At 73.0% G+C, this 24,460-nt stretch carries 19 protein-coding genes and 1 pseudogene; 9 read left to right on the top strand and 11 right to left on the bottom strand.

Annotation, left to right across the window (positions count from 1 at the left end):
- The first annotated feature begins 92 nt into the window (after positions 1–92).
- The 7 genes and pseudogenes from ACIBMZ_RS11095 (at position 93) to ACIBMZ_RS11065 (ending at position 9,054) form a co-directional block, all read left to right on the top strand.
- The gene (locus ACIBMZ_RS11095) at positions 93–593 is read left to right on the top strand and encodes a BlaI/MecI/CopY family transcriptional regulator (protein WP_396692493.1); all 501 of its coding nucleotides are present in this window, start codon (positions 93–95) and stop codon (positions 591–593) included.
- Positions 594–633: 40 nt separating this feature from the next.
- The gene (locus tag ACIBMZ_RS11090) at positions 634–1,509 is read left to right on the top strand and encodes a M56 family metallopeptidase (RefSeq protein WP_396692745.1); all 876 of its coding nucleotides are present in this window, start codon (positions 634–636) and stop codon (positions 1,507–1,509) included.
- A gap of 127 nt (positions 1,510–1,636) precedes the next feature.
- Positions 1,637–3,307: a thiol reductant ABC exporter subunit CydD gene (cydD, locus tag ACIBMZ_RS11085; RefSeq protein ID WP_396692491.1), complete on the top strand. Its 1,671-nt coding sequence runs from the start codon at positions 1,637–1,639 to the stop codon at positions 3,305–3,307.
- On the top strand, positions 3,304–5,148 hold the full coding sequence (gene cydC / locus ACIBMZ_RS11080) for a thiol reductant ABC exporter subunit CydC (RefSeq protein WP_396692489.1): 1,845 nt from the start codon (positions 3,304–3,306) through the stop codon (positions 5,146–5,148). The genes cydD and cydC overlap by 4 nt, the downstream gene beginning before the upstream one ends.
- A gap of 170 nt (positions 5,149–5,318) precedes the next feature.
- Positions 5,319–6,380: a DNA primase gene (locus tag ACIBMZ_RS11075; protein ID WP_396692487.1), complete on the top strand. Its 1,062-nt coding sequence runs from the start codon at positions 5,319–5,321 to the stop codon at positions 6,378–6,380.
- 1,075 nt (positions 6,381–7,455) lie between these two features.
- Positions 7,456–8,784: pseudogene (locus ACIBMZ_RS11070) on the top strand (transposase); the annotation flags it as partial.
- A 147-nt stretch (positions 8,785–8,931) separates the two neighbouring features.
- The gene (locus ACIBMZ_RS11065; RefSeq protein ID WP_396692485.1) at positions 8,932–9,054 is read left to right on the top strand and encodes a hypothetical protein; all 123 of its coding nucleotides are present in this window, start codon (positions 8,932–8,934) and stop codon (positions 9,052–9,054) included.
- A gap of 75 nt (positions 9,055–9,129) precedes the next feature.
- Here ACIBMZ_RS11065 and ACIBMZ_RS11060 read toward each other — a convergent pair whose 3' ends face one another.
- From ACIBMZ_RS11060 to ACIBMZ_RS11045, 4 genes are all read right to left on the bottom strand, one after another.
- Positions 9,130–9,723 (bottom strand): ATP/GTP-binding protein, encoded by a 594-nt coding sequence (locus ACIBMZ_RS11060; protein ID WP_117228677.1) that lies wholly within the window; start codon positions 9,721–9,723, stop codon positions 9,130–9,132.
- A gap of 1 nt (position 9,724) precedes the next feature.
- Positions 9,725–10,102: a DUF742 domain-containing protein gene (locus tag ACIBMZ_RS11055; protein ID WP_091416218.1), complete on the bottom strand. Its 378-nt coding sequence runs from the start codon at positions 10,100–10,102 to the stop codon at positions 9,725–9,727.
- Between the two features lie 100 nt (positions 10,103–10,202).
- A complete protein-coding gene (locus tag ACIBMZ_RS11050; protein WP_131057168.1) occupies positions 10,203–10,607 on the bottom strand; it encodes a roadblock/LC7 domain-containing protein in 405 nt (134 codons plus the stop codon).
- The gene (locus tag ACIBMZ_RS11045; protein WP_396692483.1) at positions 10,604–14,074 is read right to left on the bottom strand and encodes a nitrate- and nitrite sensing domain-containing protein; all 3,471 of its coding nucleotides are present in this window, start codon (positions 14,072–14,074) and stop codon (positions 10,604–10,606) included. The genes ACIBMZ_RS11050 and ACIBMZ_RS11045 overlap by 4 nt, the downstream gene beginning before the upstream one ends.
- Positions 14,075–14,535: 461 nt before the next feature.
- On the opposite strand from ACIBMZ_RS11045, the gene ACIBMZ_RS11040 reads away from it, so the two are divergent.
- On the top strand, positions 14,536–14,877 hold the full coding sequence (locus ACIBMZ_RS11040) for a hypothetical protein (protein WP_396692481.1): 342 nt from the start codon (positions 14,536–14,538) through the stop codon (positions 14,875–14,877).
- 15 nt (positions 14,878–14,892) lie between these two features.
- On the opposite strand, the gene ACIBMZ_RS11035 is transcribed toward ACIBMZ_RS11040, so the two are convergent.
- Positions 14,893–15,972 carry an adenosine deaminase gene (locus tag ACIBMZ_RS11035; RefSeq protein WP_396692479.1) on the bottom strand — a complete coding sequence of 360 codons (1,080 nt, stop codon included), beginning with the start codon at positions 15,970–15,972 and terminating at the stop codon, positions 14,893–14,895.
- Between the two features lie 74 nt (positions 15,973–16,046).
- Here ACIBMZ_RS11035 and ACIBMZ_RS11030 point away from each other — a divergent pair, with 74 nt between their 5' ends.
- Positions 16,047–16,958: a putative RNA methyltransferase gene (locus ACIBMZ_RS11030; protein ID WP_396692477.1), complete on the top strand. Its 912-nt coding sequence runs from the start codon at positions 16,047–16,049 to the stop codon at positions 16,956–16,958.
- Here ACIBMZ_RS11030 and ACIBMZ_RS11025 read toward each other — a convergent pair.
- From ACIBMZ_RS11025 to ACIBMZ_RS11000, 6 genes are all read right to left on the bottom strand, one after another.
- Positions 16,955–17,635 carry a DUF4272 domain-containing protein gene (locus ACIBMZ_RS11025; RefSeq protein WP_396692475.1) on the bottom strand — a complete coding sequence of 227 codons (681 nt, stop codon included), beginning with the start codon at positions 17,633–17,635 and terminating at the stop codon, positions 16,955–16,957. The two genes, ACIBMZ_RS11030 and ACIBMZ_RS11025, sit on opposite strands and share 4 nt — an antisense overlap.
- A gap of 109 nt (positions 17,636–17,744) precedes the next feature.
- Entirely contained in the window at positions 17,745–19,025 is a 1,281-nt protein-coding gene (locus ACIBMZ_RS11020; protein WP_396692474.1) for a thymidine phosphorylase, read from the bottom strand.
- 97 nt (positions 19,026–19,122) lie between these two features.
- Positions 19,123–19,827 (bottom strand): cytidine deaminase, encoded by a 705-nt coding sequence (locus ACIBMZ_RS11015; RefSeq protein WP_396692472.1) that lies wholly within the window; start codon positions 19,825–19,827, stop codon positions 19,123–19,125.
- A gap of 16 nt (positions 19,828–19,843) precedes the next feature.
- Entirely contained in the window at positions 19,844–21,124 is a 1,281-nt protein-coding gene (locus ACIBMZ_RS11010; protein WP_396692470.1) for an ABC transporter permease, read from the bottom strand.
- A gap of 3 nt (positions 21,125–21,127) precedes the next feature.
- Positions 21,128–22,462 carry an ABC transporter permease gene (locus tag ACIBMZ_RS11005; RefSeq protein ID WP_396692468.1) on the bottom strand — a complete coding sequence of 445 codons (1,335 nt, stop codon included), beginning with the start codon at positions 22,460–22,462 and terminating at the stop codon, positions 21,128–21,130.
- A gap of 156 nt (positions 22,463–22,618) precedes the next feature.
- The gene (locus ACIBMZ_RS11000) at positions 22,619–24,268 is read right to left on the bottom strand and encodes an ABC transporter ATP-binding protein (RefSeq protein ID WP_396692743.1); all 1,650 of its coding nucleotides are present in this window, start codon (positions 24,266–24,268) and stop codon (positions 22,619–22,621) included.
- Positions 24,269–24,460: the final 192 nt, after the last annotated feature.

The following is a 24,460-nucleotide window of genomic DNA, read 5'->3' as shown; positions in this document are numbered from 1 at the left end:
GACGGATGCTCGACGTGGGCGGATGTTGAGGCGAGGCGGGGGTGGGGGTGGTGCGGGAACTGGGGGTCTACTACGGGGGGTAGGATTTAGGGGTGACTCGGCTGGGGGATCTTGAGCGTGCGGTGATGGACGTGCTGTGGGACACGGTGCCCGTCACGTCCGGTGGGGTGACGGTCCGCGAGGTCGCCGATGCGCTGGCCGGGCGCGAGTTGGCCTACACGACGGTGATGACGGTGCTGGACCGCCTCGCCGGCAAGGGCATGGTGCAGCGCGAGCGGGAGGGGCGGGCCTGGCGGTACCGGGCCGCAGCCAGCCGTGAGGCGTACATCGCCCAGATCATGCTCGACGCCCTGGACCTTGGTGGCAGCCGCGACGCGGCGCTGGTCCGGTTCGCCCGCTCGGTGACCGGCACCGAGGCGGACGTCCTGCGGGCCGCGCTCTCCGCCGAGGCCGGGATGACGTCGGCTACGCCGGACGGGCCCGGTGACGGCGCGGCGCTGGCCGATCAGGTCGAGGCACCCGCACCGGAACAGGCGATCCGCCGGGACCGGGCGACCCGGCCGGGTCGGGCCGACGAGACCGCCGAGCGGTAGGGGCGACGACGTGGCGCAGACCGTGCACTTCGCCGCCGCGATGCTGGCCTGCTGGCTGATCGCGCAGGTGCTCACCCGCTCGACGTGGACGTGGCGCACCCCCCGGGTCGCGATCCTGTGCTGGCAGGCGGTCGGCCTGGCCGCCGGGCTGTCCGCGATGGGCCTGCCGATCGCGATCGGGCTGGCCGCCTACGACCGGGGCACCGGCAGCGCGCTGCTCGCGCTCGCGAACGACCTGTGGCACAGCACGCTTCCGGTGGGCGTCGGCCCGGTGCACCTGGGGCTGGTCGGCATCGGGTTCGGCATCGGCGCGGTGCTGCTGACCTCGACGGTACGCAGCATCCACGGCACGGTACGCGCGCAGCGTCGACACCGGGACCTGCTGGCCCTGGTGGCCCGGCGGGACCCCACCGTCCCCGGGGCGCTGGTGCTGGACCATCCGGGCGCGGCGGCGTACTGCCTACCGGGGGTGAAGCCCCGGGTGGTGGTCAGCGCCGGCACGCTGAGTCTGCTCGACCGGGCTGAGCTGGCGGCGGTGCTGACGCACGAGCGGGCGCACGCCGAGGAACGGCACGATCTGGTGCTGCTGCCGTTCACCGCGCTGTGCCGGGCGCTGCCCTGGCTGCGCTGGGTGCACGAGGCGCACGAGCGGGTGTCGCTGCTGGTCGAGATGCGCGCCGACGACAAGGCCCGGGAACTGCACGCGGAGGCCCCGCTGGCCGGTGCGCTGCGGCGGTTCGCCGCCGCCGGCAACCGGATCACGCCGGCCGGCACGCTCGGTCTGGGCGACCGGGACCTGGACGTACGGGTGCAGCGGCTGATGGTCGCCGAACGCCCGGCCCGGCTGATCGGTGCCGCCGCGCTGACCGTGGCCACCACCGTGGCGGCCCTGCCCATCTCACTGTTCCTGAGCTGACGACCGACGTGGTGTCCCGCGTACCCGCTCCGCGCCCGTGGGCGCTCGTCGCGCCCCGGCTAGGCTGCCAGGCGATGTGCTGGCGGATTCTCCGGGGACGGACCGACGGTGGGGCACCGGTGCGCTGGTGAGCCGCCGCCCCTTCGACCCGCGGCTGCTGCGCCGGGTCCCCGCGGCCCGGCGCGACCTCATGCTGCTCGCGCTGCTCGGGGTGCTCGCCGCCGGGCTGGTCGTGGCGCAGGCCACCGCCCTGGCGGCGCTGCTGGCGACCGCGTACGCCGGTCGGCTGGACCGCGTCGCGTTGGCCGGTCTGGTGGTCGCCGTCGCGGCCCGCGCGCTGGTGGTCTGGGCGCAGGGTGCGGTCTCGGCACGGGCGGCGGCCACGGTCAAGGCCGCGCTGCGGGCCGACCTGCTGGGCGCGGTCGCGCGACACGGACCGGGCTGGGTCGCCGGCCAGCGGGCCGGGCAGTTGGCCACCCTGGCCGGTCGTGGGCTGGACGCGCTCGACGCCTACTTCACCGGTTACCTGCCGCAGCTCGTGCTGAGCGTTACGGTGCCGGTGGCGGTGCTCGGTCGGGTCCTCTTCGCCGACTGGAGTTCGGCGGTGATCATCGCGTTGACCCTGCCGCTCATCCCGATCTTCGGGGCGCTGCTCGGCTGGCAGGCCCAGGCCGCCACGGAACGGCAGTGGCGGCGGCTGTCCCGGCTCGGCGGGCACTTCCTGGACATGGTGGCGGGGCTGCCGACGCTGCGGGCGTTCGGGCGGGCGCGGGCACAGACCGACGCGGTCCGACGGATGGCCGACGGGCACCGCATCGCCACCATGAAGACCCTGCGCATCGCCTTCCTCTCCGCCCTGGTGCTGGAGCTGGTCGCCACCCTGTCGGTGGCGCTGGTGGCGGTCCCGGTCGGGCTGCGCCTGCTCGACGGCGGCCTGCTGCTCCAGACCGCGCTGCTGGTGCTGCTGCTCACTCCGGAGGCGTACCTGCCGTTGCGGGCCGCCGGCAGCCGGTTCCACGCCAGCATGGAGGGGCTCACCGCGCTGGACGAGGCGCTCACGCTCTCCGAGTCCGCCCCGACGCCCGCGCCGCGTAAGGGCGCGTCGCCCGACGGGCGCGGCGAGATCCGGTTCGAGGCGGTGACGGTCGCGTACGAGCGCACCACCGCGCTGCGGGACGTCACGCTGACCATCCGGCCGGGCGAGCGGGTGGCGATCATCGGTCCGAGCGGTGCGGGCAAGAGCACCCTGCTCGGCCTGCTGCTCGGTTTCGTCGCACCGACCTCCGGGCGGGTCACCGTCGGCGGTGTCGACCTGGCCGACGCCGACGTCGACGGATGGCGTCGCCAGGTGGCCTGGGTGCCGCAGCGGGCCCACCTGTTCGCCACGTCGCTGGCCGACAACATCCGCCTCGGCACCTCCGACGCCACACCGGAGGCGGTCGCCGTCGCGGTGCGCGACGCGGCGCTGGACGAGGTGGTCGAGTCCCTGCCCGACGGGCTGGACACCCGGCTCGGCGAACGCGGGCACGGCCTGTCCAGCGGTCAGCGGCAGCGGGTGGCGCTGGCTCGGGCGTTCCTGCGGGACGCGCCGGTGGTGCTGCTCGACGAACCGACCGCGCGCCTGGACGCCGCCGCCGAGGCGGTGGTGCTGTCGGCCACCCGTCGGCTGGTGACCGGACGGACCGCGCTGCTGGTCGCGCACCGGCCCGCGCTGCTGGACGACGCCGACCGGGTCCTGCGTGTCGAGGACGGTCGGGTCACCGAGTTGACCCCGCAGGCGGCCGGGGAGGCCCGATGAGCGCCACCCGGCCCACCACGACCGGTCGCGTCGGCTCCTCACCCGAGGCCGCCGTACTCCGGCTGGCCCGGCCGTACCTGCGGCGGCTGGTCGGCGCGGGGCTGCTCGCGGCGGCCACCGAGTTCGCCGCCCTGGCCCTGATGGCCACCGCCACCTGGCTGTTGATGACCGCCGCCGGTCGACCGGAACTGGACCGGCTCACCGTGGCGATCGTCGCGGTGCGGGCGCTCGCGGTGAGCCGGGGTGTGCTGCGCTACACCGAACGGCTGGCCGGGCACGACGCGGTGCTCCGGCTCGTCACCGACGTCCGGGCCCGGGTGTTCGCCACCCTCGCCGCCCGACGGGGTGCCCCGCCGCGCAGCGGGGACGCGCTCAGTCGCCTGGTCTCCGATGTGGAGGCGGTGCAGGACCTGCTGTTGCGGGTGCTCGTACCGGCTGCCGCCGCCGCGACGGTGAGCCTGGTGGCGGTCGGTCTGACCGTGCTGGTCGCGCCGTCGGCCGCGCTCGTCCTCGCCGTCGGTCTGCTGGTCGCCGGGGTGGGCCTGCCGCTGCTGGCCACCGCGCTGACCCGACGGGCCGCCGCCGAGCTGGCGCCGTTGCGCGGTGCGCTCGCCGCCGACGCCGTCGACCTCACCCACGGCGCGGCCGACCTGGCCGCCTTCGGTGCCACCGCCGGTGCGCTCGACGCCGCCGGTGGGCGGGCGCGTCGACTCGCCCGGCTGGAGCGGCGGCTCGCCGCGCTCGGCTTCGCCGTCGACGGCCTCGGGATGCTGGTGGCCGGGCTGACCGCCGGTGCCGTGGTGGTCGTGGCGCTGCGGGCCGACGTGTCCGGTGCGCTGACCGGGGTGCTGGCGGTCGGCACCCTGGCCGCCGTGGAGATCGCCCTCGCGCTGGTCGGTGCCGCCCGACAGTGGACCGGGCTGCGCTCCGGACTGGCCCGGGTCGCTCCGCTGCTGGCACCGGCCGAGGACCGCTCCGCCGCGCCGGTCCCGTCGCGCCGCGACACCGACGCGTCGGCCACGCCGCGCCCGGACGCCACCGGTGGGCGGTCGGCGTCCGACGGCGGCGTCCCCCGGGTACGGTTCGACGAGGTCACCGTCCGTTACCGGGCCGGGGCGCCCGCCGCGCTCGACCGGTTCGACCTCGACCTGCCGCCCGGCCGCCGGGTCGCCGTGGTGGGTCCGAGTGGGGCCGGCAAGAGCACCCTCGCCGCCGTGCTGACCGGTGCGGTGTCCCCGGACTCCGGCCGGGTGCGCCTGGCCGGGCGCGACGTGTCGACGTACCCGCCGGAGGACCTGCCGGGCGCGGTCGGCGGGCTGCTCGCCGAGGCGTACGTGTTCCACGCCACCGTCCGGGACAACCTGCTCCTCGGCCGCCCCGACGCCGACGAGGCCGCGCTGACCGCCGCCGCCGAGGCCGCCGGTCTGGCGGACTGGGTGCGCGCACAGCCGGCGGGCTGGGACACCGTGGTCGGCGAGGAGGGCGGGCAGCTCTCCGGTGGTCAGCGTCAGCGGTTGGCGCTGGCCCGCGCGCTGCTCGCCGCGCCCGGCGTGCTGGTGCTGGACGAGCCGACCGAGGGTCTCGACCCGGTCGCCGCCGACGAGGTGCTCGCCTCGACCCTGGCCGCCACACCGGCCGGACACTCGGTGCTGTTGATCACGCATCGGCTCACCGGGCTCGACGGGCTCGACGAGGTGCTGGTGCTCGACGCCGGTCGGATGGTCCAGCGGGGACCGCACGCGGAACTGGTCGACACCGACGGCTGGTACCGCGACCAGTGGGTGGTGCAGCAGGCCGCCGAGCACGGCTACCTCGCGCTCTCCGGACCGCACCGACCCTGACCTGTACGGCGTGTCGCCGGTGTCGGAACGCCCGGCACCGACCGGCCACGCGGACGACGGTGGCGTGGCGCACCGGCTGTGGGTGCCGCCACCGGGGTGCGGGCACCGATTACCCAGAGCAGCCCACTAGGGTATGTGCCCAGAGTCACTCATCGACATCGAGTCGGTGAGTGGGCAGCCCGACGCACACGGAGGTCACCGTGGCCCGCCAGTCGCCCCAACGGCCGGACGCCGACGAGCCCGAGCTCGATGACACCACCGGCCCCGCCAAGCCGGACGCCACCGAGCCGGAGGCCGTCGCCGAGCCGGACCCCGCCGAGCGGGAGGCCGACGACGAGTCGTCGGACGTCGAGGAGTCGGACACCGCGTCGGCCCAGGCGGCCCGCGCGCTCTGGGACGAGCTGCGGATCGACCCGATCGAGGTCGCTCTGCCCGCCGGCACCGGCTTCACCCTGCGGGCCTATCGGCCGGCCCGTGACCTGACCCCCACCGACGTGGCGGAACGCGACGCCGACGACCCGTTCCTGGCCCGTCGCCAGGTCGTCGAGACCGACGACGAGGACGACGAGGACGTGGTCATCCTCGACGAGGACGTCGCCCGCGAGTTCGCCGAGAGCGACGAGGACGAGAAGCGGGACAGCGACGAGGACTCGGGCAAGACCGCCTCGGGCAAGACCGCCTCGAAGAAGGACGGCGACACCGACGACACCGACGCCGAGGAGAAGGCGGAGGACGACGCCGGCGACGAGGAGGTGCCGGTCTTCCTGAGCCACCAGGGACGGCTGCTGCTGTTCAAGACTCCGGAATCCCTGGTCAGCTTCGTCCGTTCCGGCGCGCCCAACGATCTGTCCCAGCTAGACAGCTGGAATGAATTGTCCGAACGGGTGGAACCGGCGGACATCGCCCCGCTCGACGAGGACGTCTACGAGCTCGATCTGGTAGTGGAGAACCTCCGGGGCGGCCACGACACCTGGGATCCGACGCTGCTCATCGAGGCGGGCGAGGTCGCTCGGGACCTGTCGTACGCGCTGCGCCTGCCCGCCGTGCTCGACATGCTGTCCAGCGGTTCCAGCCTCGACGATCTGGACGAGGCTTTGCGCGCCTCTGTCAAGGGTGGGATCGGTGGATTCCTCGGCCGACGTAAGCTGAAGAAAATCGGGGCACAGACCGCAAGTCTGGGTTGGCGGACCATTGTCGGAAAGATCTCTGCGGTCGTGGACTGGCGCGACTGACGCGCACCAGGGAGCATCAGTTCCTGGCAGAGAAAACCGTGTGTTCCGGGAGGAGGACGACGCCGTGGCGCTCGTGCGCGTGTACTGCGGTCTGGCCTCGGCGGATCCGGCCGGCCGACCGGTCTCGGCCGGTTCGACGCTGACGTCCGCTGTGGTCGACGACGCAGGCCGTCTGCTGCATGTCTGCGAGGTGAGCGACGACCCGGCGGGTTACGCCCTGTTGGTCACGCTGCTCGTGGAGCGCTCAGGCGGGCCGAGCGGTGCGGCGATAGCGGCCGACAGCGACGACCACACCGTCACCTCGCTGCTCAGCGCCGCCGGTCGTCCGCTGGCGATCGCCGACGACGACTCGGTCGACGACTTCGCCGAGCGGTTCGCCGACGACGACTCGCTGGAGGAGATGCAGGCGCCACCGGCCGTCCGACGGGCCGTCGGGTTGGCCCGTGCCCTCCAGGCGGGTGCCCTGTCCGCGGTGACCCTGCCGGCCCCCCGGGACCTCGCCGGCTACAAGCAGGTGCTCGCGGCGCACGCCGCCCTGGCCACCGGTCGGCACTCCGCCGCAGTCGCGCTCCGCGAGGTGCTGCGCGAGCTCTACCCGGCCGCGTTGCGCGCCTACCCGGATCCGGCCGAGTCGATCCCGCTGGCGGTGCTGGACGCGCTGCCCGAGCCGGGCATGCTCACCGACGCCGCAGGGCGGGGTCGCGACGCGGCGGTCACCGCCGACGCCGTCACCGCCCAACTGGCTGCGGAGGGCGCGGGCGAGGCGGAGGCGATCGACGAGGCGGTCACCGCGCTGCGGGTGGCGATCTCCGAGACGCCGCGCCGGTCCACGGTCAACCGGGCCCTCACCTCCGCCGCCGCCGAGACGATCCGACAGGCGGTGGCCTCGGTCCGGGCCTGCGACGCCGGCTGTGAGGCGCTGGTCGGCGCCCTGCACGCCCGCACCGCGACCCCCGCGCCGGCCGCCGGACGCCGGGCCGCCGCCCGACGTGGCGAGCCGGTGGGCGAGTTGCCCTCCGCCGCCGCTCCGGCACCGACGCCCGCGCCCGGCCTACGCCCGGTCCGACCCACCGGCCCCGAGCCGGCCGGCGGTGGCCGCCGCAGCCGGCCCGAGCCGCAGCCCGGCACCGGTCCCGCGTCGCCGCGCCCGCTCGGCCCGCCGCCGGTGGCCCCGGCACCGGTCGCGCCGCCGCCCGTCGCGCCGAATCCGCTGACCCCGGCCGCGATGGCCGGTCCGCCGGTCTCCGCGCCGCCGACGCACGCCGAGCCGGGCTCGTCGCGGATCGACGGCCCGACGAACCGTCCGATCTCGACGCCGCCCCCGCCGCCGCCCGGCATCACGCCGATCGCGCCCACCCAGCGCGGGACGGTGCCACCGGCCGAGGCGGGCGAGCCGTTCCGGCCGACGCTCACCACCGCGGCGATCAACAGCGCGCGGGCCGAGCGTCAGCGCACCATCATCCCGCCGCGCCCGAAGACCACCGGCGAACCGCCGACCGGTGGGTTCAGCGCCACCGACCTCAGCGTTCCGGTTCCGGCGCCCCGGCCCGACCAGGAGCCGGCGGCGCCCCCGGGATCACGGGCCAACTGGCCGCTGGTGAACAACCCGGAGAACCCGGCGGCCGTGACCTCGCCGCTCAACCCGGTGGTCAGCTCCGCCTACGACGACCGGAAGCGGCACGAGGCACCACAGCCGCCCGCCGATCTCGGTGTCGAGCGTCGGGTGACCCCGCCGTGGCTCGCCGACGATCTGCCGCCGGAGCCGCCGGTGCTGCGGCTGGTCGAGCCGCCGCCGCTGGCCGACCGTGCACTGCGCAACGCCGCCGAGTCGGCTCAGGAGACCCCGCCGCTGCGGCTGGTCGACCGGAGTGACCCGGCACGCGCCGGACGCCCGGTGGAGCGGTTGGACCTCACCCCGCCGACGCGCCACGCGGAGCCGCCGGTGGAGCACCGGCCGCCGCCGGTCCCCGACGAGGGCGACGGCGACCTGCTGATCTTCGCCCAGGCCAGGTCCGCCTGGTTCGTCGGCCACGGCGAGAGCGCCGACCTGGACTGGTCCAGCCTGGCCGACACCGGGTGGGAGGCCGCCGAACAGGCCGCCCGTCCGGCGGTCGGCGCCGAGACCGGTGCCGGTCTGCCCAAGCGCGTGCCGCAGGCCAACCTCGTGCCGGGCTCGCCGCTGCGCGAGGAGCGTCCGCTGCGCATCGTCCGGGACGCGGCCAGCCTGGCCGAGAACACCACCGGCTACTTCCGCGGCTGGCGTCGCGGACAGGAGATCGGCGGTTTCGCGGTCGGTGGCCGACCGGGCCGGGAGTCCGCCGGTGGCTGGGACTTCACCCGGGACACCGGCGAGCGCGACGACGACCGGGAGTACGAGTACCGTTCCGCCGGCTACCGGTCCTGACGCCCGCCGCGCCCCCGCTCACCTGCGTGTTCCTACCCAGAGCCGGATGATTCGACGTCGGGTCGACGGGGCCGGGAGCGGCAGAGCGCCGTCACCCGGCCGCGAGGACGTGTACGCCCTGGCGGGGGCACGCTGGCGGAGACCTCGATGTCGGTCATCGAGGTGGCACAGGAGCAGCGCCTGCCGTTCGTGTCGCTGGCCTTCGGCATGGAGCGTCACTCGCTCGGCGTCTACCGCGTCGACGGTGCTGCCTGGACCCGCCTGAGCTGAGCCGCCGGCCGGGCCTGCGGACAGCATTTCGCGCCCGGTGCCGTCCTGGGCGGCACCGGGCGCGTCGACCGATCGTCAGGCGGGAGCGACGGCCCGGGTGCGGCGCATCGTGAGCACGTACTCGACCAGCGAGATCAGCACGTGCTTCGTCGACTCGCGGTTCCGCGCGTCACAGGCCACGACGGGCACGTCGCTGGAGATAGCGAGCGCTTCCCGGACGTCCTGCGGATCGTGGTACTGCATGCCGTCGAAGCAGTTGATGGCCACCAGGTACGGCAGCCGCCGGTGCTCGAAGAAGTCGATCGCCGCGAAGCAGTCCGCCAAGCGGCGGGTGTCCACCAGCACGACCGCGCCGATCGCGCCCCGGACCAGTTCATCCCACATGAACCAGAAGCGGGTCTGACCCGGCGTACCGAAGAGGTACAGGATCAGGTCACGATCGATCGAGATCCGACCGAAGTCCATGGCCACCGTGGTCGTCGTCTTGCCCGGCACCTGCCGGGTGTCGTCGACGCCGACACCGGCGGACGTCATGATGGCCTCGGTGGTCAACGGCGTGATCTCCGAGACCGAGCCGACCAGCGTCGTCTTGCCGACGCCGAATCCACCGGCGATAACGATCTTCGCCGACGTCACGCGCCCGCTCGGGGTCGGCGGACGGTGCGACATGTCAGAGCCTGCGAAGTCCACTCAGCACCCTCTCCAGCAATTCAGTGCCCACCGCGTCGTCCGAGTCGTCCAGGATGGTCGGCTCGTGGACCGCGACCAGGCCGTCCGTCGCCATGTCGGCGATGAGCACCCGGGCCACGCCGAGCGGAAGTTGCATGCGCGCCGCGATCTCGGCGAGCGACTGCACACGTCCGTCACACAGCGCGGCGATGTACTGGTGCTCTCGGCCTTGCCCGCCGTTGCCTGTGGCAACGGCACGACCGCGCACCGTGGTCTCGACCAGCGCCTCCAGGGCGATGTCGAGGCGAGGACGGGTACGACCGCGGGTAACGGCGTATGGACGGACCAAAGCGCCGGTCGGCTCGTCACGATCGGCCATGTCGCCGCTCACCTCCTTCGTCCCCGGCACCGGCTCGCGCCGGTGCTACTCCTCGTGTGTAGTGTTCGCGCCTCGCCCGCCCCACCGGCTGGCGCGACGATCAGCCCATCATCCCGACAGCGGTACGTGGGGCCGGGGTCAGCGCATCGCCCACCCGGTCCACGAGCAGGGCCATCTCGTACCCGACCTGTCCCACGTCACTGGCCCGCGCGGCGAGGACCGCGAACGACGAGCCGTCGGAGATCGACATCAGGAACAGGAAGCCGTTGTCCATCTCGACCACGGTCTGCAGCACCGCCCCTCCCTCGAAACAGCGGGCGGCACCCTGGGTCAGGCTGACCAGGCCGGAGGCGATCGCCGCCAACTGGTCCGCCCGGTCCCGCGGAAGGTCTCGTGACGACGCCAGGAGCAGGCCGTCCGCCGAGACGGCGACCGCGTGCGCGACACCGGGTACCCGATCGGCGAAGTTGGCCAGCAGCCAACCGAGATCCTGCGTACTAGTCATCCTTCTTGCTCCTTCTGCCCGCTCCCGGCCACCGGGCCTGAGCCAGACTGCGAGGATTGCTGCCCGCCCGAAGTTCCCTCCGGGCCGGTCGGGTTGCTGTCCGACGGGTGGTTACGTCCCCGCTGGACACCCCGGTGGTAGGCGGAGAGCAGACCGCGCACCGACTCGGGGTTGCGTTTCTGCACCGTGGCCGCCGGCTTCTCCACCGCACCCGGCACGAGCTGGGCCATCGGCGTACGCTTCGGCAGCCCGGTCTGCGTGGTCGCGGCGGCGGCCGGCGTCTGGCTGGCCGCGCTGGCGGCCCGCCAACCGTCGTCGGCCGCGGTCTGCCACACACTATCCTGCGGTGCGGGCCGGTACGAGGGCCTGTTCTCGCCACCCGGACGGGACCCACCGTTCGCGCCGTTCCCGCCGGGCGCGCTGGCGGCCGCCGGACTGTCTGCCATCGGTGCGTTACCTGTCGTCGCGGTCGGGGTCTGCGGTGCCGGCCGACCCGGGTCGATCGCGGTGATCTGCTGGGTCGTCGTGGCACCGTTGGCCGCCGGCTGGCGGGCCCCGGCCGACTCCTCCGGTCCCGGACGACGGGTGCGGAACCACGCGGACTCAAGCTCCCGGAAGATCGGCAGCTCCATCGTCTCATCCGCGTACCGCTGCCGATTCTGGGCCTGTGGCGGAGTCGGCGTGGTCGGCTGCGGCTGCGGGGCCGAGGCGGGCCAGGCGGACGGCGCCTGCTGCTGCGGTGCCGGACGCGACACCCGGGGCAGCTCGGTGGTCATGTCCAGGGCGGCGGCCAGCCGCTCCGGCACCGCCGGGGCGGCGGGTTCCCCGGCGACCGGCGGCCAGGCCGGCGGAGCCGAGGGCTGCTGGTATCCGGTGCCCGGCGAGACGGGCCGCTGCGGCAGCCCGCCGGGAGCACCCGAGACCGGGGAGCCCGAGACCGGGTGACCGGAGACCGGAGCGCCGGAGACCGGCGGCGCGGAGTACGGCGTTCCCGAGACCGGCGGCATCGGCGGGGCGGACACCGCGGGCGGCGCGTAGGGCGACGCCTCCGGGCTGCTCGGAAGCTGGCGCGGGATGTGCGGCTGCTGCGTCGGGCCGGTCGGCTCGTCGGTGTGCCGACGCTGCGGCAGCGGGTCGTGCGGTGACCCGTTGGACGTCCGCGGGGGGAAGTTGTTCCCGCCCTGGACGCCACTGGCACCGGTCAGGTCCGACCAGGCGGGCAGGTTGCCCGCACCGGCCATGGAGCCCGGCCGACCGGCACCGTTGCGGCTGGCCGGATCGAAGGGCCGACCGCCCAGCGTGACCTGGTTGCCGGAACCACCGGAACGCGGCTCGGGAGCCGCCGGAGCACCGGGACCGTGGCCGTTGTGGCCGTTCGGCGGCATGCCGCCGAACGCGGGGGCCGGACCGGGGGGCGGAGCTACCGGCGGGAGCGCCGGGAGCTGCTGCCCACGGCCGGACAGCGCACGCGGCACGAGCACGGTCGGCGGCAGCGTGACGTCGGCGACGGTGCCCCGGTCGTTGCCGGGACGCAGCTCCACCCGCACGCCGTGGCGGGACGCCAGCCGGGCGACCACGACCAGGCCCATCATCCGGGAGACCGCGACGTCCACCTGCGGCGGCGTGGCGAGACGCTCGTTGAGGTCGGTCAACTGCTCCGCGCTGATGCCGATGCCCCGGTCCTCGACGTACAGCGTGGCGCGGTCACCGACCCGGCGGGCCTCCACCAGCACCTGGGAGTCCGGCGGGGAGAACGCGGTCGCGTTGTCGAACAGCTCGGCGACCAGGTGGACCAGGTCGTTGACGGCGTGCGCGGCGACCTCGATGTCCCGGTCGATGACGCCGAACTCGATCCGGGTGTAGTGCTCGACCTCGGACTGGGCGGCCCGGAGCACGTCGATCAGCGCAGCCGGCTCCCGCTGCACACGGGTCGAGTCGGCACCGGCGAGGACCAGGAGGTTCTCGTCGTTACGGCGCATCCGGGTGGCCAGGTGGTCGAGCTGGAACAGCTCGGCCAGCCGGTCCGGGTCCTCCTCGCCGCGCTCCAGCCGGTCGAGGTGGCCGATCAGCCGGTCGACCAGGATCTGCGAACGGCGGGCGAGGTTGACGAACATGGTCGCGACGGACGCCCGCAGGGCGGCCTGCTCGGCGGCGGTCCGGACCGCCTCCAGGTGGACGGCGTTGAACGCCTCGGTCACCTGCCCGAACTCGTCCTTGCTGCGGACCGGGAGCGGCTCGGCGATCTGGTTGGCGAGCTGCATCGGCGAGAGCTGGCCGGTGACCTGCGGGTCGCGCAGCCGGGCCACCGCCTGGGGGAGGCCGTACTGGGCGATGGAGAGCGCACCCTGTCGGAGGTCGCGCAGCGAGCGGGCCATCGAGCGGGCCACCAGGAACGCCAGGAAGATGGCGAACAGCAGCGTGGTCAGCAGCAGGCCGGTCTCCAGGAACACCTGCCGCTGCACGTCGGAGCGGAGGTTGGCGGCCTCGGCGGCGACGTCCGAGTCGAACTTGGACTCCACCGACCGGATCAGTCGGCCGTTGGCGACCATCGCCGTGTCCCACTCCTCCGGCGTGAAGTCGAGGCCGCTGAGGGTGTCCGAGGTGTCGGCGTTGACCTGGCTGATGTAGATCGTCGCCTGCCGGCGGTCACCACCGCCGATGGTCTGGGCGTGGAACTCCGCCTCGGCCTCGGTGGCGACCGCGTTGAAGCTCTGCTGCGCCTGCTGCTGGCCGGTCTCGCTGGAGATGTAGTCGGTGCGCAGGGTCGAGCTCATGCCGCCCTGGATCATGGCGCGGTGCACGACCACCCGACGGACGGAGAGCCACTCCTTCTCCCGCGCGACGGCGGCGGAGGCTCGCATCCGGTCGCTCAGGTCGTTGTCACCGGCGAGCTGGCTGGCCGAGTCCCGCACGGAGAGAAGCTGGTTGATCAGCTCGTCGTACGACTGGAGCGTGTCGGTGATCTTGAACTTGCCGTTGATCACCTGGCTCCGGGTGCCCGGCAGGTCACCGAGGCGCTCGTCGATCTGCGTCAACAGGTCCTGGAGGCTGGGCGGCAGGTCGGTGAGGTCGGAGCGCTGCGACGAGTAGGGGTCGGTGGCCCGGTCGACGGCGCCGGCGACGTCGCTGTAGCGCGCGGAGGCGTTCTTCTTCGCCTCCGACTCGCCCTGCCCGGCCGGCTGCGGTGCCACGCCGAGGAGCAGGACGGCAGCCGTCCGCTCGTCCTGGAGACCATCCACCAGGGCACCGGAGTGCCCGATGAGCTCGGCGAGGTCACCAGCCCGGTTGGCGTCGCCGAGCGAGTCCAGGTGGTCGACCAGACCACTCGTGCCCACGACGACCGTGGCGATGGTCGGCACGATCATGATGAGACCGAGCTTGGACCAGATCGGCATGTCGCGGAGCCGACCGACCGGCCGGCCCATACGCGACAGGAAGGAGCCTGCCGTCTTCGGTCGTTTGCTCACGTCACCGCCCTCGTGATTGCAGCGTCCGCGTTGTCTTGCGGACAACGCCCAGCAGCCGACCCGGCGGGTCGGACCATCCGAGATTCCATCACGCCTCTCGGGAAAGAGAAAGCCCAGGTTGGCCCCAGCCAAAGGTGTGATGAGATGTTGACGCAATTTGATCGCGGTCCGTCTGTTCGGAGTCACTGAAGGTAATGGAACCCCCGCACCGAGTCGTCCTCCTCGCCGGCCCCTCCGGCTCCGGAAAGTCGTACGTAGCACGACAAACCGGTCTGCCAGTGCTCTGTTTGGACGATTTCTACAAGAATGGCAATGACCCATCGTTACCTCGCCGAGATGGCCAGATCGACTGGGAGTCGCCCGCTTCCTGGGACGCCGAAACGGCCGTCGAGGTGATAACCCGACTGGCGAGGCATGGTCGGGCAGATGTCCCCGTCTACGCCATCAACGAGGACCGGCGGGTGGCCACTCGGCCGTTCGAGCTGGCCGGTTCGCCACTTTTCGTGGCCGAAGGGATTTTCGCTGCGGAGATCGTCGAGGAATGCCGCTCGCGGGGCCTGCTCGCCGGGGCGTACGCGCTGCGCCGACCGCGCGGGGCGACCTTCCTCCGGCGGCTGGCCCGCGACCTCGCCGAACAGCGCAAGGGTCCCCGGGTGCTGCTGCGCCGGGGCGTGACGCTCCTGCGGGCCGAGCCCGCGGTGCTGCGCCGCCAGACCGGGCTGGGTGCGGAGGCCGCCCGCGCCCGGGAGATCCTGCGTCAGGTCGCCGGTCTGCACCGCCCCGGTCACCCACCGGCCCGGTGAACCGACGCCGCGGACTCAGGCCAGCAGCTTGGCGTACGCGGGCTTGATGACCTCGTCGATGATCCGGAGCCGCTCGTCGAACGGGATGAAGGAACTCTTCATCGCGTTGATGGTGAACCACTGCACCTCGCGCCAGCCGTAACCGAACGCCTCGCAGAGCAGCGCCATCTCCCGGGACACCGAAGTGCCGCTCATCAGCCGGTTGTCGGTGTTCACGGTGACCCGGAACCGCAGGTCACGCAGCAGCCCGATGGGGTGCTCGGCGATCGACGCCGCAGCACCGGTCTGCACGTTGGACGACGGGCAGAGCTCCAACGGGATGCGCTTGTCCCGCACGTACGCGGCCAGTCGACCGAGCACCGGCTCCGCGCCGACGGTGATGTCGTCCACGATGCGTACGCCGTGGCCCAGCCGGTCGGCCCCGCACCACTGGATCGCCTGCCAGATCGACGGCAGCCCGAACGCCTCGCCGGCGTGGATCGTGAAGTGGAAGTTCTCCCGCTGGAGGTACTCGAAGGCGTCCAGGTGCCGGGTGGGCGGGAAACCCGCCTCGGCACCGGCGATGTCGAAGCCCACCACCCCGTGGTCGCGGTGCCGGACCGCCAGCTCCGCGATCTCCTGCGAGCGCGCCGCGTGCCGCATCGCGGTGAGCAGCGTGCCGACCCGGATCGGCGTACCGACCTCGGCGGCGAGCGCACTGCCCTCGACGAACCCGGCCAGCACCGCCTCGACCACCTCGTCCAGGCTGAGGTTGCGCTCCAGGTGCTGCTCCGGGGCGAAGCGCACCTCCGCGTAGACCACCCCGTCGGCGGCCAGGTCCAGCGCGCACTCCCGGGCCACCCGCCGCAGGGCCGGAGCGGTCTGCATCACGGCCACGGTGTGCGCGAACGTCTCCAGGTAGCGCTCCAGCGAACCCGAGTCGGCCGCCGCCACGAACCAGTCCCCCAGCGCCGCCGGATCGGTGGTGGGCAGCTCGTGACCGACCTCGGCGGCCAGCTCGACGATCGTCGCGGGCCGCAGACCGCCGTCCAGGTGGTCGTGCAGCAACGCCTTCGGTGCCTTGACGATGTCCTCATACCCGATGTTCGCGGCCATGACCAGACCCTAGTGCGCAACGGGCCGCTGGGTACGCTCGGGAGCGTGGATCTGGCCTGCGACCTGCTGTGGTGATGGAAACTCGCGTCGTCGAGCGGCTGCGCTGCCCGGTCTGCGCGGAGCCACTGGCCGAGGTGTCCGCCGGTGCCGCCCGCGCGCTGACGTGTCCGCGTCGGCACAGCTTCGACATCGCCCGACAGGGGTACGTCAACCTGCTCGCCGGTCGCGCCCCGCACGGCGGGGACAGCGCGGAGATGGTCGCCGCACGGGCGGACTTCCTCGCCGCCGGCCACTACGACCTGATCTCCGCCGCCCTGGCGGACGCGGGCACCACGATCGTCGAGACCGTCGGCTCTCGCCCGGATGGCCCGCACCAGGGTGTCCCGACCGACGCCGTCGGGGCGTACCCGCTGGTGGTGGAGGCGGGCGCGGGCACCGGTCGGCACCTCGCCGCGGTGCTGACGGCGGTGCCGGCGGCCGTCGGTCTCGCCCTGGACGTCGCCAAGCCCGCGCTGCGCCGGGCCGCCCGGGCGCACCCCCGGATCACCGCGGCGGTCGCCGACACCTGGCAGCGCCTGCCGCTGGCGGACGCCTCGACCGCGCTGCTGCTGAACGTCTTCGCGCCCCGCAACGGCGCGGAGTTCCACCGGGTCCTCGCACCGACCGGGCGGCTGCTGGTGGTGACGCCGGTCGTCGACCACCTCGCCGAGCTGGTCGACGCGCTCGACCTGCTCCGGGTCGACCCGGCCAAGGCGGACCGCGTCGCCGCCGGTCTCGGCGGGCACTTCGTCGAGGTGTCGCAGACCGAGCACCGGCAGGAGCTGAGCCTGACCGGTCCGGAGGTCGCCACGCTCGTCGGGATGGGCCCGAGCGCCTGGCACACCGATCCGGTCGGGCTGGCCGACCGGATCGCCGCCCTCGGCGAGCCGGTCCGGGTGACCGTCGCGGTCCGCCTCGGCGTGTACCGCCCGCGCCTCGGGTCCTAGGTGGAGAGGTCGACCTCTTCCCAGCCGGGGGGCTCGTCGTGGTACGGCCCGCGCAGCATCACCGCCCACTCCAACGCCCAGCGGCGCTGGCCGATGGCGTTGGCGTCGACCAGCCCCGGCAACAACCGCCCGGCCCGGCTCACCTCCAGGTACGCCCAGTCCAGGCAGTAGTGCAGGTCGAGCAGGGCGGCGGCGTCGGCCGGATGCTGCGGCGCGGTCAGGATGCGGGCCTGCCAGCGCCGGAAGGTCTCCCCCTCGACGATGTTCGGCAGGCGCTCGACCAGCCGCTCGTCCACCGGCAGCGTGGGGTCGAGCTGCTTGGTCAGGCCGAGTACCCAGGTCAGGGCGAACAGCGCGTCGTGATGCAGCACGAACGAGCGGTGGTCGCCCTTGGCACCGGAGACGAACTGGAACTCCGGCGGAGTGACCATCTCCAGCAGGTGCGAGGCCAGCAACCAGCTCATCGCCGCCTGCGGGGGCATGCCGAAGCACCGTGCCTGGATCAGGTGCAGGACGGCGATCCGCGCCTCGACCTCCGGGGTGGGCCGCAACTCGATCTCGTCGCCGGGTTCCCACACGAGCGGGAACTGCGGCGGCGGCAGTGGCAGCCGCAGCCGGGACAGCTCCTCCAGGCTCGCTTCACGCACCTCGCGAGGGTCGGGAGCAGGCACGATCACGGCAACATCCCTGTCTGGTCGTGATGTCTCGGGCGCCGAGTAGTCCCCCCTGGCCTGCGAGGATAGCGGGCGGACCGGCCCGGCACCATGGGGCGCGACCAGGGTGGACTCACTCCACCCGTTCGAGCACCAACGGCACCGCGGCCGGCGGGGTGGCCGCGAGAGTCACCGCGCGAGCCGCCTCCGCCAACGCCGCCGGAATCCTCTCCGGGCTCTCGGACCGCAGCTCATAGAGGGGATCACCGGCTCGGACCGGGTCGCCGGGCCGCTTGTGCAGCAGCACACCGGCAGGCACGCTGACCGGGTCCTCCTTGCGGGCCCGACCGGCGCCGAGCCGCCACGCGGCCACCCCCATCGCGTACGCGTCGACGGTCGCGACGTAGCCGTCCGTCTCGGCGCGTACCACCTCGACCTCGGGCGCGGTGGGCATCGGCGCGTCCGGGTCTCCGCCCTGCGCCCGGATCATCGACCGCCACACGTCCATCGCCCGCCCGTCGCGCAGCGCGGCGGCGGGATCGGCGTCGGGCAGCCCGGCGGCGTCGAGCATCTCCCGGGCCAGCGCCAGCGTCAGTTCCACCACGTCGGCCGGGCCACCGCCGGCCAGCACGTCGACCGACTCGGTGACCTCGATCCCGTTGCCGATGGCCAGGCCGAGCGGCGTCGACATGTCGGTGAGCAGGGCGACCGTGCGGACGCCGTGCGCCCCGCCCAGCTCCACCATGGTCCGCGCCAGCTCACGGGCGTCGTCGACCGACTTCATGAACGCGCCGGAGCCGACCTTCACGTCCAGCACCAACGCCCCGGTGCCCTCGGCGATCTTCTTGCTCATGATCGAGCTGGCGATCAGCGGGATCGCCTCGACCGTGCCGGTGACGTCGCGCAACGCGTACAGCTTGCGGTCGGCCGGGGCCAGTCCCGACCCGGCGGCGCAGACCACCGCCCCGAGATCGCGCAGTTGGGCGGTGAACTCCTCGTTGCTGAGCGCGGCCCGCCAGCCCGGGATCGACTCCAGTTTGTCCAGCGTGCCGCCGGTGTGTCCGAGGCCGCGCCCGGAGAGCTGGGGCACCGCCGCGCCGCAGGCGGCCACCAGCGGAGTGAGCGGGAGGGTGATCTTGTCTCCGACGCCGCCGGTCGAGTGCTTGTCCACGGTCGGCCGGGACACCGACGACAGGTCCAGCCGCTCGCCGCTGGCGATCATCGCGGCCGTCCAGCGGGCGATCTCCGGCCCGGTCATCCCGTTCAGCAGGATCGCCATGGCCAGCGCCGACATCTGCTCGTCGGCCACCGTCCCCCGGGTGTACGCGTCCACCACCCAGTCGATCTGCGCGTCGGAGAGCACTCCCCCGTCCCGCTTCGCCCGAATCACGTCAACCGCAGTGAACACACTCACCTCTGAACCCCATCCCTCCACACGTCACCACCCGCCCACCGGTCGATCCCGCAGCAGACGCACAAGCCGCACGCACGTCGGGCCGGGGGCCCCAACATCAACCACCCCAGCGCACCGGAATCTCCACCGGCGGCTCGCCCTCACCGGCCCAAAAGATCGTGCCCGACGCGTCCACCACCACGACCCGGGGCGTACGCGCCAACCCCCAGGTGATCGCCTCCGCCGGGTCGTCCCAGGTCGGCGCCTCCTCCAGCACCCCGGTCTCGGCGCCCGCGTCGTCACCGGCCGACCGTTCCCAGTAGGCCGTCCAGATCTGCTGGCCGGCGGAGAGGTCGGGGTGCACGAAGACGGTGCCGCGTCCCCGCCAGGCGGCCAGCCGGTCGGGGACCACCGGTACCGGCCGTTCCCGGGTGACCGCGTCGAGGTCGGCCACGTCGAACGCGTGCGGCAGCAGTTCCGCCATCCGCAGCGGGCCGTCCTTGGACTCGATCAGGCACTCCGGCCCGCCCTGTTCCCAGAGCAGTTGCCGGCAGCGCCCGCACGGCATCAGCGGCTCACCGGTGGCGTCGACGCAGGACAGTGCGACGATCCGGCCGCCACCGGTGGCGTGCAGCGAGGAGACCACGCCGCACTCGGCGCAGAGCACCACCCCGTACGCAGCGTTCTCGACGTTGCAGCCGACCACGACCCGGCCGTCGTCGACGAGTGCCGCCGCGCCCACCGGGAACTTCGAGTACGGCACGTACGCGTGCCGCATGACCTCGGTGGCGGCGGCGCGCAACCGCGCCCAGTCGATCTCCATGCTGCGCTCCCCTGGATCAGCCCTTGATGTACGGCTTGCCGTCGGCGGCGGGTGCCCGGACCCGGCCGACCAGCCCGGCCACGGCCAGGATCGTCGCCAGGTACGGCAGCATGGCCAGGAACTGGCCGGGGATGATGCTGTTGATCGCGCCCAGGTAGGTGGCCAACTGGTCGGCGAAGCCGAAGAAGAGCGCCGCGAGCAGCGCCCCCGTCGGGCTCCACCGTCCGAAGATCAGTGCGGCCAGGGCGATGAAGCCCTTACCGCCGATCATGTTCTTGGTGAACGAGTAGAGCGCCAGCGTGTACGACGCGCCACCGATGCCGGCCACCACACCGGCCAGCAGCACGTTGCGGTAACGCACCCGCAGCACCTTCACGCCCAGGGTGTCCGCCGCCGTCGGGTGCTCGCCGACCGACCGGGTCCGCAGACCCCACCGGGTCCGGAACAGCGCGATGTGGATCACGAGCACCAGCAGCAGGGCGAGGTAGAGGAAGATGCTGGACCGGAACAGCGCCGGCCCGAGGACCGGGATGTCGGACAGCAGCGGGATCTCCCAGTTGCTGAACCGGGGTGCGCTGTTGTAGCGCGCCGCGTCGGTCTGCATCAACCGCTCGTAGAGGAAGCCGGTGATGCCGACCGCGAGCAGGTTCAGCACGATGCCCATGACCACCTGGTCGACCAGGTAGCGGATGCAGAAGACGGCGAGCAGCAGCGAGATGAACGCGCCGCCGATCGCGGCGGCGACCAGCCCCACCCAGACGCTGCCGCTGATGCTGCCGAACAGCGCGCCGCTGAACGCGCCCATCAGCAACTGCCCCTCGATGGCCACGTTGACCACACCGGAACGCTCGCAGAGCACACCGGCCAGGGCACCGAAGATCAGCGGCAGGGCGAGCAGGAACGTGCCGCGCACGATGTTGACCAGCGGCATGAAGTTCTGCCCGGTCGGTGCGGCGGAGACCTGCCAGCAGAGGAAGGAGAGCACGAAGGCGACCAGACCGACGGCGAGCAGCGGGACGAACCAGCGTTTCGGCACGCCGACCAGCAGCGCCGCCCCGGTGGCCAGCGCGATCAGTCCGAAGAGGACCGCGCCGACCGTCCCGTGGATCTCCAGCGCGGCCCCGGCGGAGTCCTCGCTGAGCGTGAAGCGGGCCTGCTCACCGGTGGCGAGCGCGCCGAACAGCACGGTGGCCAGCAGGCCGAGGGCCGACAGCACCAGGCCCACCTTGCGGGTCCGGGTCCAGAAGCCCTCGTCGACCTGCGCGACCGCGACGTCGGGGACGGCCGTGGTGGACATGCCTCACCAGCCCTTCGCGAGGCTCGTCTGCAACCGGGCGGCGCGGGCCGCCCGGAGCTGGAAGATCGCCTTCACCAGGGCCGGCGCGGCGATGAAGATGACGATCAGCGCCTGGAGCACGGTGACCAACTCCAGCGAGATCCCCGAGTACGACTGCATCCGGTTGCCGCCGGCCTGCAACGCGCCGAACAGCAGCGCGGCCAGCGCCACCCCCCACGGTTTCACCCGGCCGAGCAGGGCGACCAGGATGCCGTCGAAGCCGATCTGCGCGACCACCAGCGGGGTCAGGGCGGCGGCGGTGGTGCCGAGCACCATCTGCGAGCCGCCCAGCCCGGCCAGCGCCCCGGCGAAGACCATGATCAGCACGTACGTCCGGGTGACGCTGATGCCGGCGGTGCGGGCGGCGTCCGGGTTGGCACCCACCGCGCGCAGCTCGAAACCGAGCGTGGAACGGTTGAGCAGCCAGGCGACCGCCAGGGTGGCCAGCACGGCGAGGATGATCCCGGCGTGCGCCCGCAGCCCGTCGCCGAACAGGCGCGGCAGTTGGGCGGAGGCGTCCACCGGCCGGCTGATCGCGTCGGTGCGGTTCGGGTCCTGCACGCCGTTCTGCACGATCAGCCAGGTCAGGAAGTAGACCGCGATGTAGTTGAGCATGATCGTGTTGATCACCTCGTGGGCGCCGGTCCGCGCCTTGAGGATGCCGGGGACGAAACCCCAGATCGCGCCGCCGACCGCACCGGCCAGCACGGCGACCAGCAGGTGCAGGCCGGGCGGCAGCGGCAGCAGGAACCCGGCCAGCGCGGCCAGGATCACGCCCATGGTGGCCTGGCCCTGGGCGCCGATGTTGAACAGGCCGCCCCGGAAGGCCAGCGCCACCGACAGGCCGGTGAAGACCAGCGGCGCGGTGTAGGTGAGCGTCTCCGAGATGGGGCTCAGCGCCGCGTTGACGGTGGTGGCGGCCGGGTCGAAGACGCTGCCCTTGAACAGGTTCGCGTACGCCTCGCTGACCAGCGTCCAACTCGCGTTCAGCGCGTCGGCGGGGCGGGCGGTGAAGTAGGCGTAGGTGGCCAACACGTCCGGATCAGAAATGATCATGAGGATGGCGCCGACCAGCATCGCCAGCACCAGCGACAGCAGGGTCACGGTGAACGTGTTGGCCGCCCACAGGTTCTCCAGGAACAGCCGGCCCAGGGTGGGGCGCTCCTGCGGGGACTGCCCGGTGGTGGCCGTCTCGGCGCGCTCGGTGTCGCCGATCGCGGTCCGGTTGGCCTGCTCCTCGCTCGCCGGTTCCTTGTCCGGCGAGCCAGGCTGTGGGATTGGCTCGCTGGGCTCGCTCATGCCGGCACTCCGCTTCGCTCCGTACCGTCATGAGGCACCACCGCACTGAGCCTGATGATTCGCTCGCTGGGCTCGCTCATGCCGGCACTCCGCTTCGCTCCATACCGTCATGAGGCACCACCGCACTGAGCCTGATGATTCGCTCGCTGGGCTCGCTCATGCCTTCTCGTCCTCGTTGCCGGGACCCTCGGGGGCCGGGGCCACGCCGTCGGTGGTGGCCGTGACGTCGCGGTCGGTGGTCGCGGTCGTGCCGTCGGCGGTCGCCGAGTCCGCGTCGGTCACCGCCGCCTCGTTCCGGTCGCTGGTCGCCACGGCGGTGCCGTCGGCGGCTGCGGTGCGCTCCGGGGAGCCGCCGGTCGCGTCGGGGCTGATGCCCGCCATCAGCAGACCGATCTCCTCACGCGGGGTGTCCGGGCCGACGATGCCGATGATCCGGCCGCGGTACATCACCGCGATCCGGTCGGCCAGCCCGATCACCTCGTCGAGTTCGCTGGAGACCACGAGTACGGCGGTGCCCACGTCGCGCTCGCGGATGACCTGGCTGTGGATGAACTCGATCGAGCCGACGTCCACGCCCCGGGTGGGCTGGGCGGCGATGAAGAGTTTGAGCGGCCGGGACAGCTCCCGCGCCACGATCACCTTCTGCTGGTTGCCGCCGGAGAGCGTACCCACCGGGGCCTGGGCCGACGAGGTCCGGACGTCGAACTGGTCGATCCGCTCCTGTGCCGACTTCGCGATCGCGTCCGGCTTGAGTGACAGTCCGCTGCCGAACGGCGGCCGGTCGTAGATGTCCAGCACCAGGTTCTCGGCGACGCTGAACTCCTTGACCAGGCCGTCGACGCTGCGGTCCTCGGGGACGTAGCCGACCCCGGCGCGCAGCACCTTCTTGGTGCTCCAGCCGTCGACGCGTTGGCCGTCGAGGCTGATCGTGCCGGCGAGCACCGTGCGCAACCCCATGACCGCCTCGATGAGTTCGGTCTGCCCGTTGCCCTGCACGCCCGCGACGCCGAGCACCTCGCCCGCGCGTACGGTCAGGTCGACGCCGTCCACCGCGCGGACCTGCCGGTCGTCGTCGACGACCAGGCCGGAGATCTCCAGCACCGGGTCGCCCGGCGTGGCCGGCGCCTTCTCCACGGTGAGCCGGACGCTGCGACCGACCATCAGCGCGGCCAACTCGTCCCGGCTGGCCTCGGGCGACGCGGTGCCCACCGTCTTACCGCGCCGGATCACCGTGATCCGGTCGGCGATCGCCTTGACCTCACCGAGCTTGTGGGTGATGAACACGATGGACTTGCCGGCGGCCTTGAGCGACCGCATCACGGTGAGCAGTTCCTCGGTCTCCTGCGGGGTGAGCACCGCGGTCGGCTCGTCCAGGATGAGCAGGTCGACGTCGCGGGTCAGCGCCTTGACGATCTCGACCCGCTGCTGGACGCCGACCGGCAGGTCCTCGATCACCGCGTCCGGGTCGACCCGCAGGTTGTAGCGCTCCGAAACCTCGGCGACCTCGCGGCGGGCCCGGCGCCGGTCCAGGAATCCGGCGATGCCGCCGCGCACCTGCTCCGCGCCGAGCATGATGTTCTCGGTGACCGTGAAGACCGGTACGAGCATGAAGTGCTGGTGCACCATGCCGATCCCGGCCGCGATCGCGTCGGAGGGACCGCGCAGCTTGAGCGGCGTGCCGTCGACCAGGATCTCGCCCTCGTCGGGCTGGTAGAGCCCGTACAGGACGTTCATCAGGGTCGACTTGCCCGCGCCGTTCTCGCCGAGCAGGGCGTGGATCTCTCCAGGCTCCACCGTCAGGTCGATGTGGTCGTTGGCGACCAGATCACCGAACCGCTTGGTGATGCCGCGCAGTTCGAGTCTCAGCGCAACCTCCTGGAGTGCGAAGCGATGGTGCAGCGTAGCTGCTGGCGAACGGTGTGCGGCCGGAACCCGACCGGGGGCACGGACCGGCCGCCCCGAGCACGGGTCTCCCCGCGCCGGAGCGGCCGGATCATG

It is taken from the genome of Micromonospora sp. NPDC049900, from assembly GCF_044461025.1.
Lineage (GTDB): Bacteria > Actinomycetota > Actinomycetes > Mycobacteriales > Micromonosporaceae > Micromonospora.
Note: the sequence above shows the minus strand (reverse complement) of the source record. Positions and strands in the feature narration are given on the sequence as shown.

Excerpts from the sequence above, each read along its gene's own strand:
- ACIBMZ_RS11090 (WP_396692745.1), top strand. The coding sequence starts at position 634 with ATGCTGGCCTGCTGGCTGATCGCGCAGGTGCTCACCCGCTCGACGTGG.
- cydC (WP_396692489.1), top strand. The coding sequence starts at position 3,304 with ATGAGCGCCACCCGGCCCACCACGACCGGTCGCGTCGGCTCCTCACCC.
- ACIBMZ_RS11065 (WP_396692485.1), top strand. The coding sequence starts at position 8,932 with ATGTCGGTCATCGAGGTGGCACAGGAGCAGCGCCTGCCGTTCGTGTCG.
- ACIBMZ_RS11060 (WP_117228677.1), bottom strand. The coding sequence starts at position 9,723 with ATGTCGCACCGTCCGCCGACCCCGAGCGGGCGCGTGACGTCGGCGAAG.
- ACIBMZ_RS11055 (WP_091416218.1), bottom strand. The coding sequence starts at position 10,102 with ATGGCCGATCGTGACGAGCCGACCGGCGCTTTGGTCCGTCCATACGCC.
- ACIBMZ_RS11050 (WP_131057168.1), bottom strand. The coding sequence starts at position 10,607 with ATGACTAGTACGCAGGATCTCGGTTGGCTGCTGGCCAACTTCGCCGAT.
- ACIBMZ_RS11035 (WP_396692479.1), bottom strand. The coding sequence starts at position 15,972 with ATGGCCGCGAACATCGGGTATGAGGACATCGTCAAGGCACCGAAGGCG.
- ACIBMZ_RS11030 (WP_396692477.1), top strand. The coding sequence starts at position 16,047 with ATGGAAACTCGCGTCGTCGAGCGGCTGCGCTGCCCGGTCTGCGCGGAG.
- ACIBMZ_RS11015 (WP_396692472.1), bottom strand. The coding sequence starts at position 19,827 with ATGGAGATCGACTGGGCGCGGTTGCGCGCCGCCGCCACCGAGGTCATG.
- ACIBMZ_RS11010 (WP_396692470.1), bottom strand. The coding sequence starts at position 21,124 with ATGTCCACCACGGCCGTCCCCGACGTCGCGGTCGCGCAGGTCGACGAG.
- ACIBMZ_RS11005 (WP_396692468.1), bottom strand. The coding sequence starts at position 22,462 with ATGAGCGAGCCCAGCGAGCCAATCCCACAGCCTGGCTCGCCGGACAAG.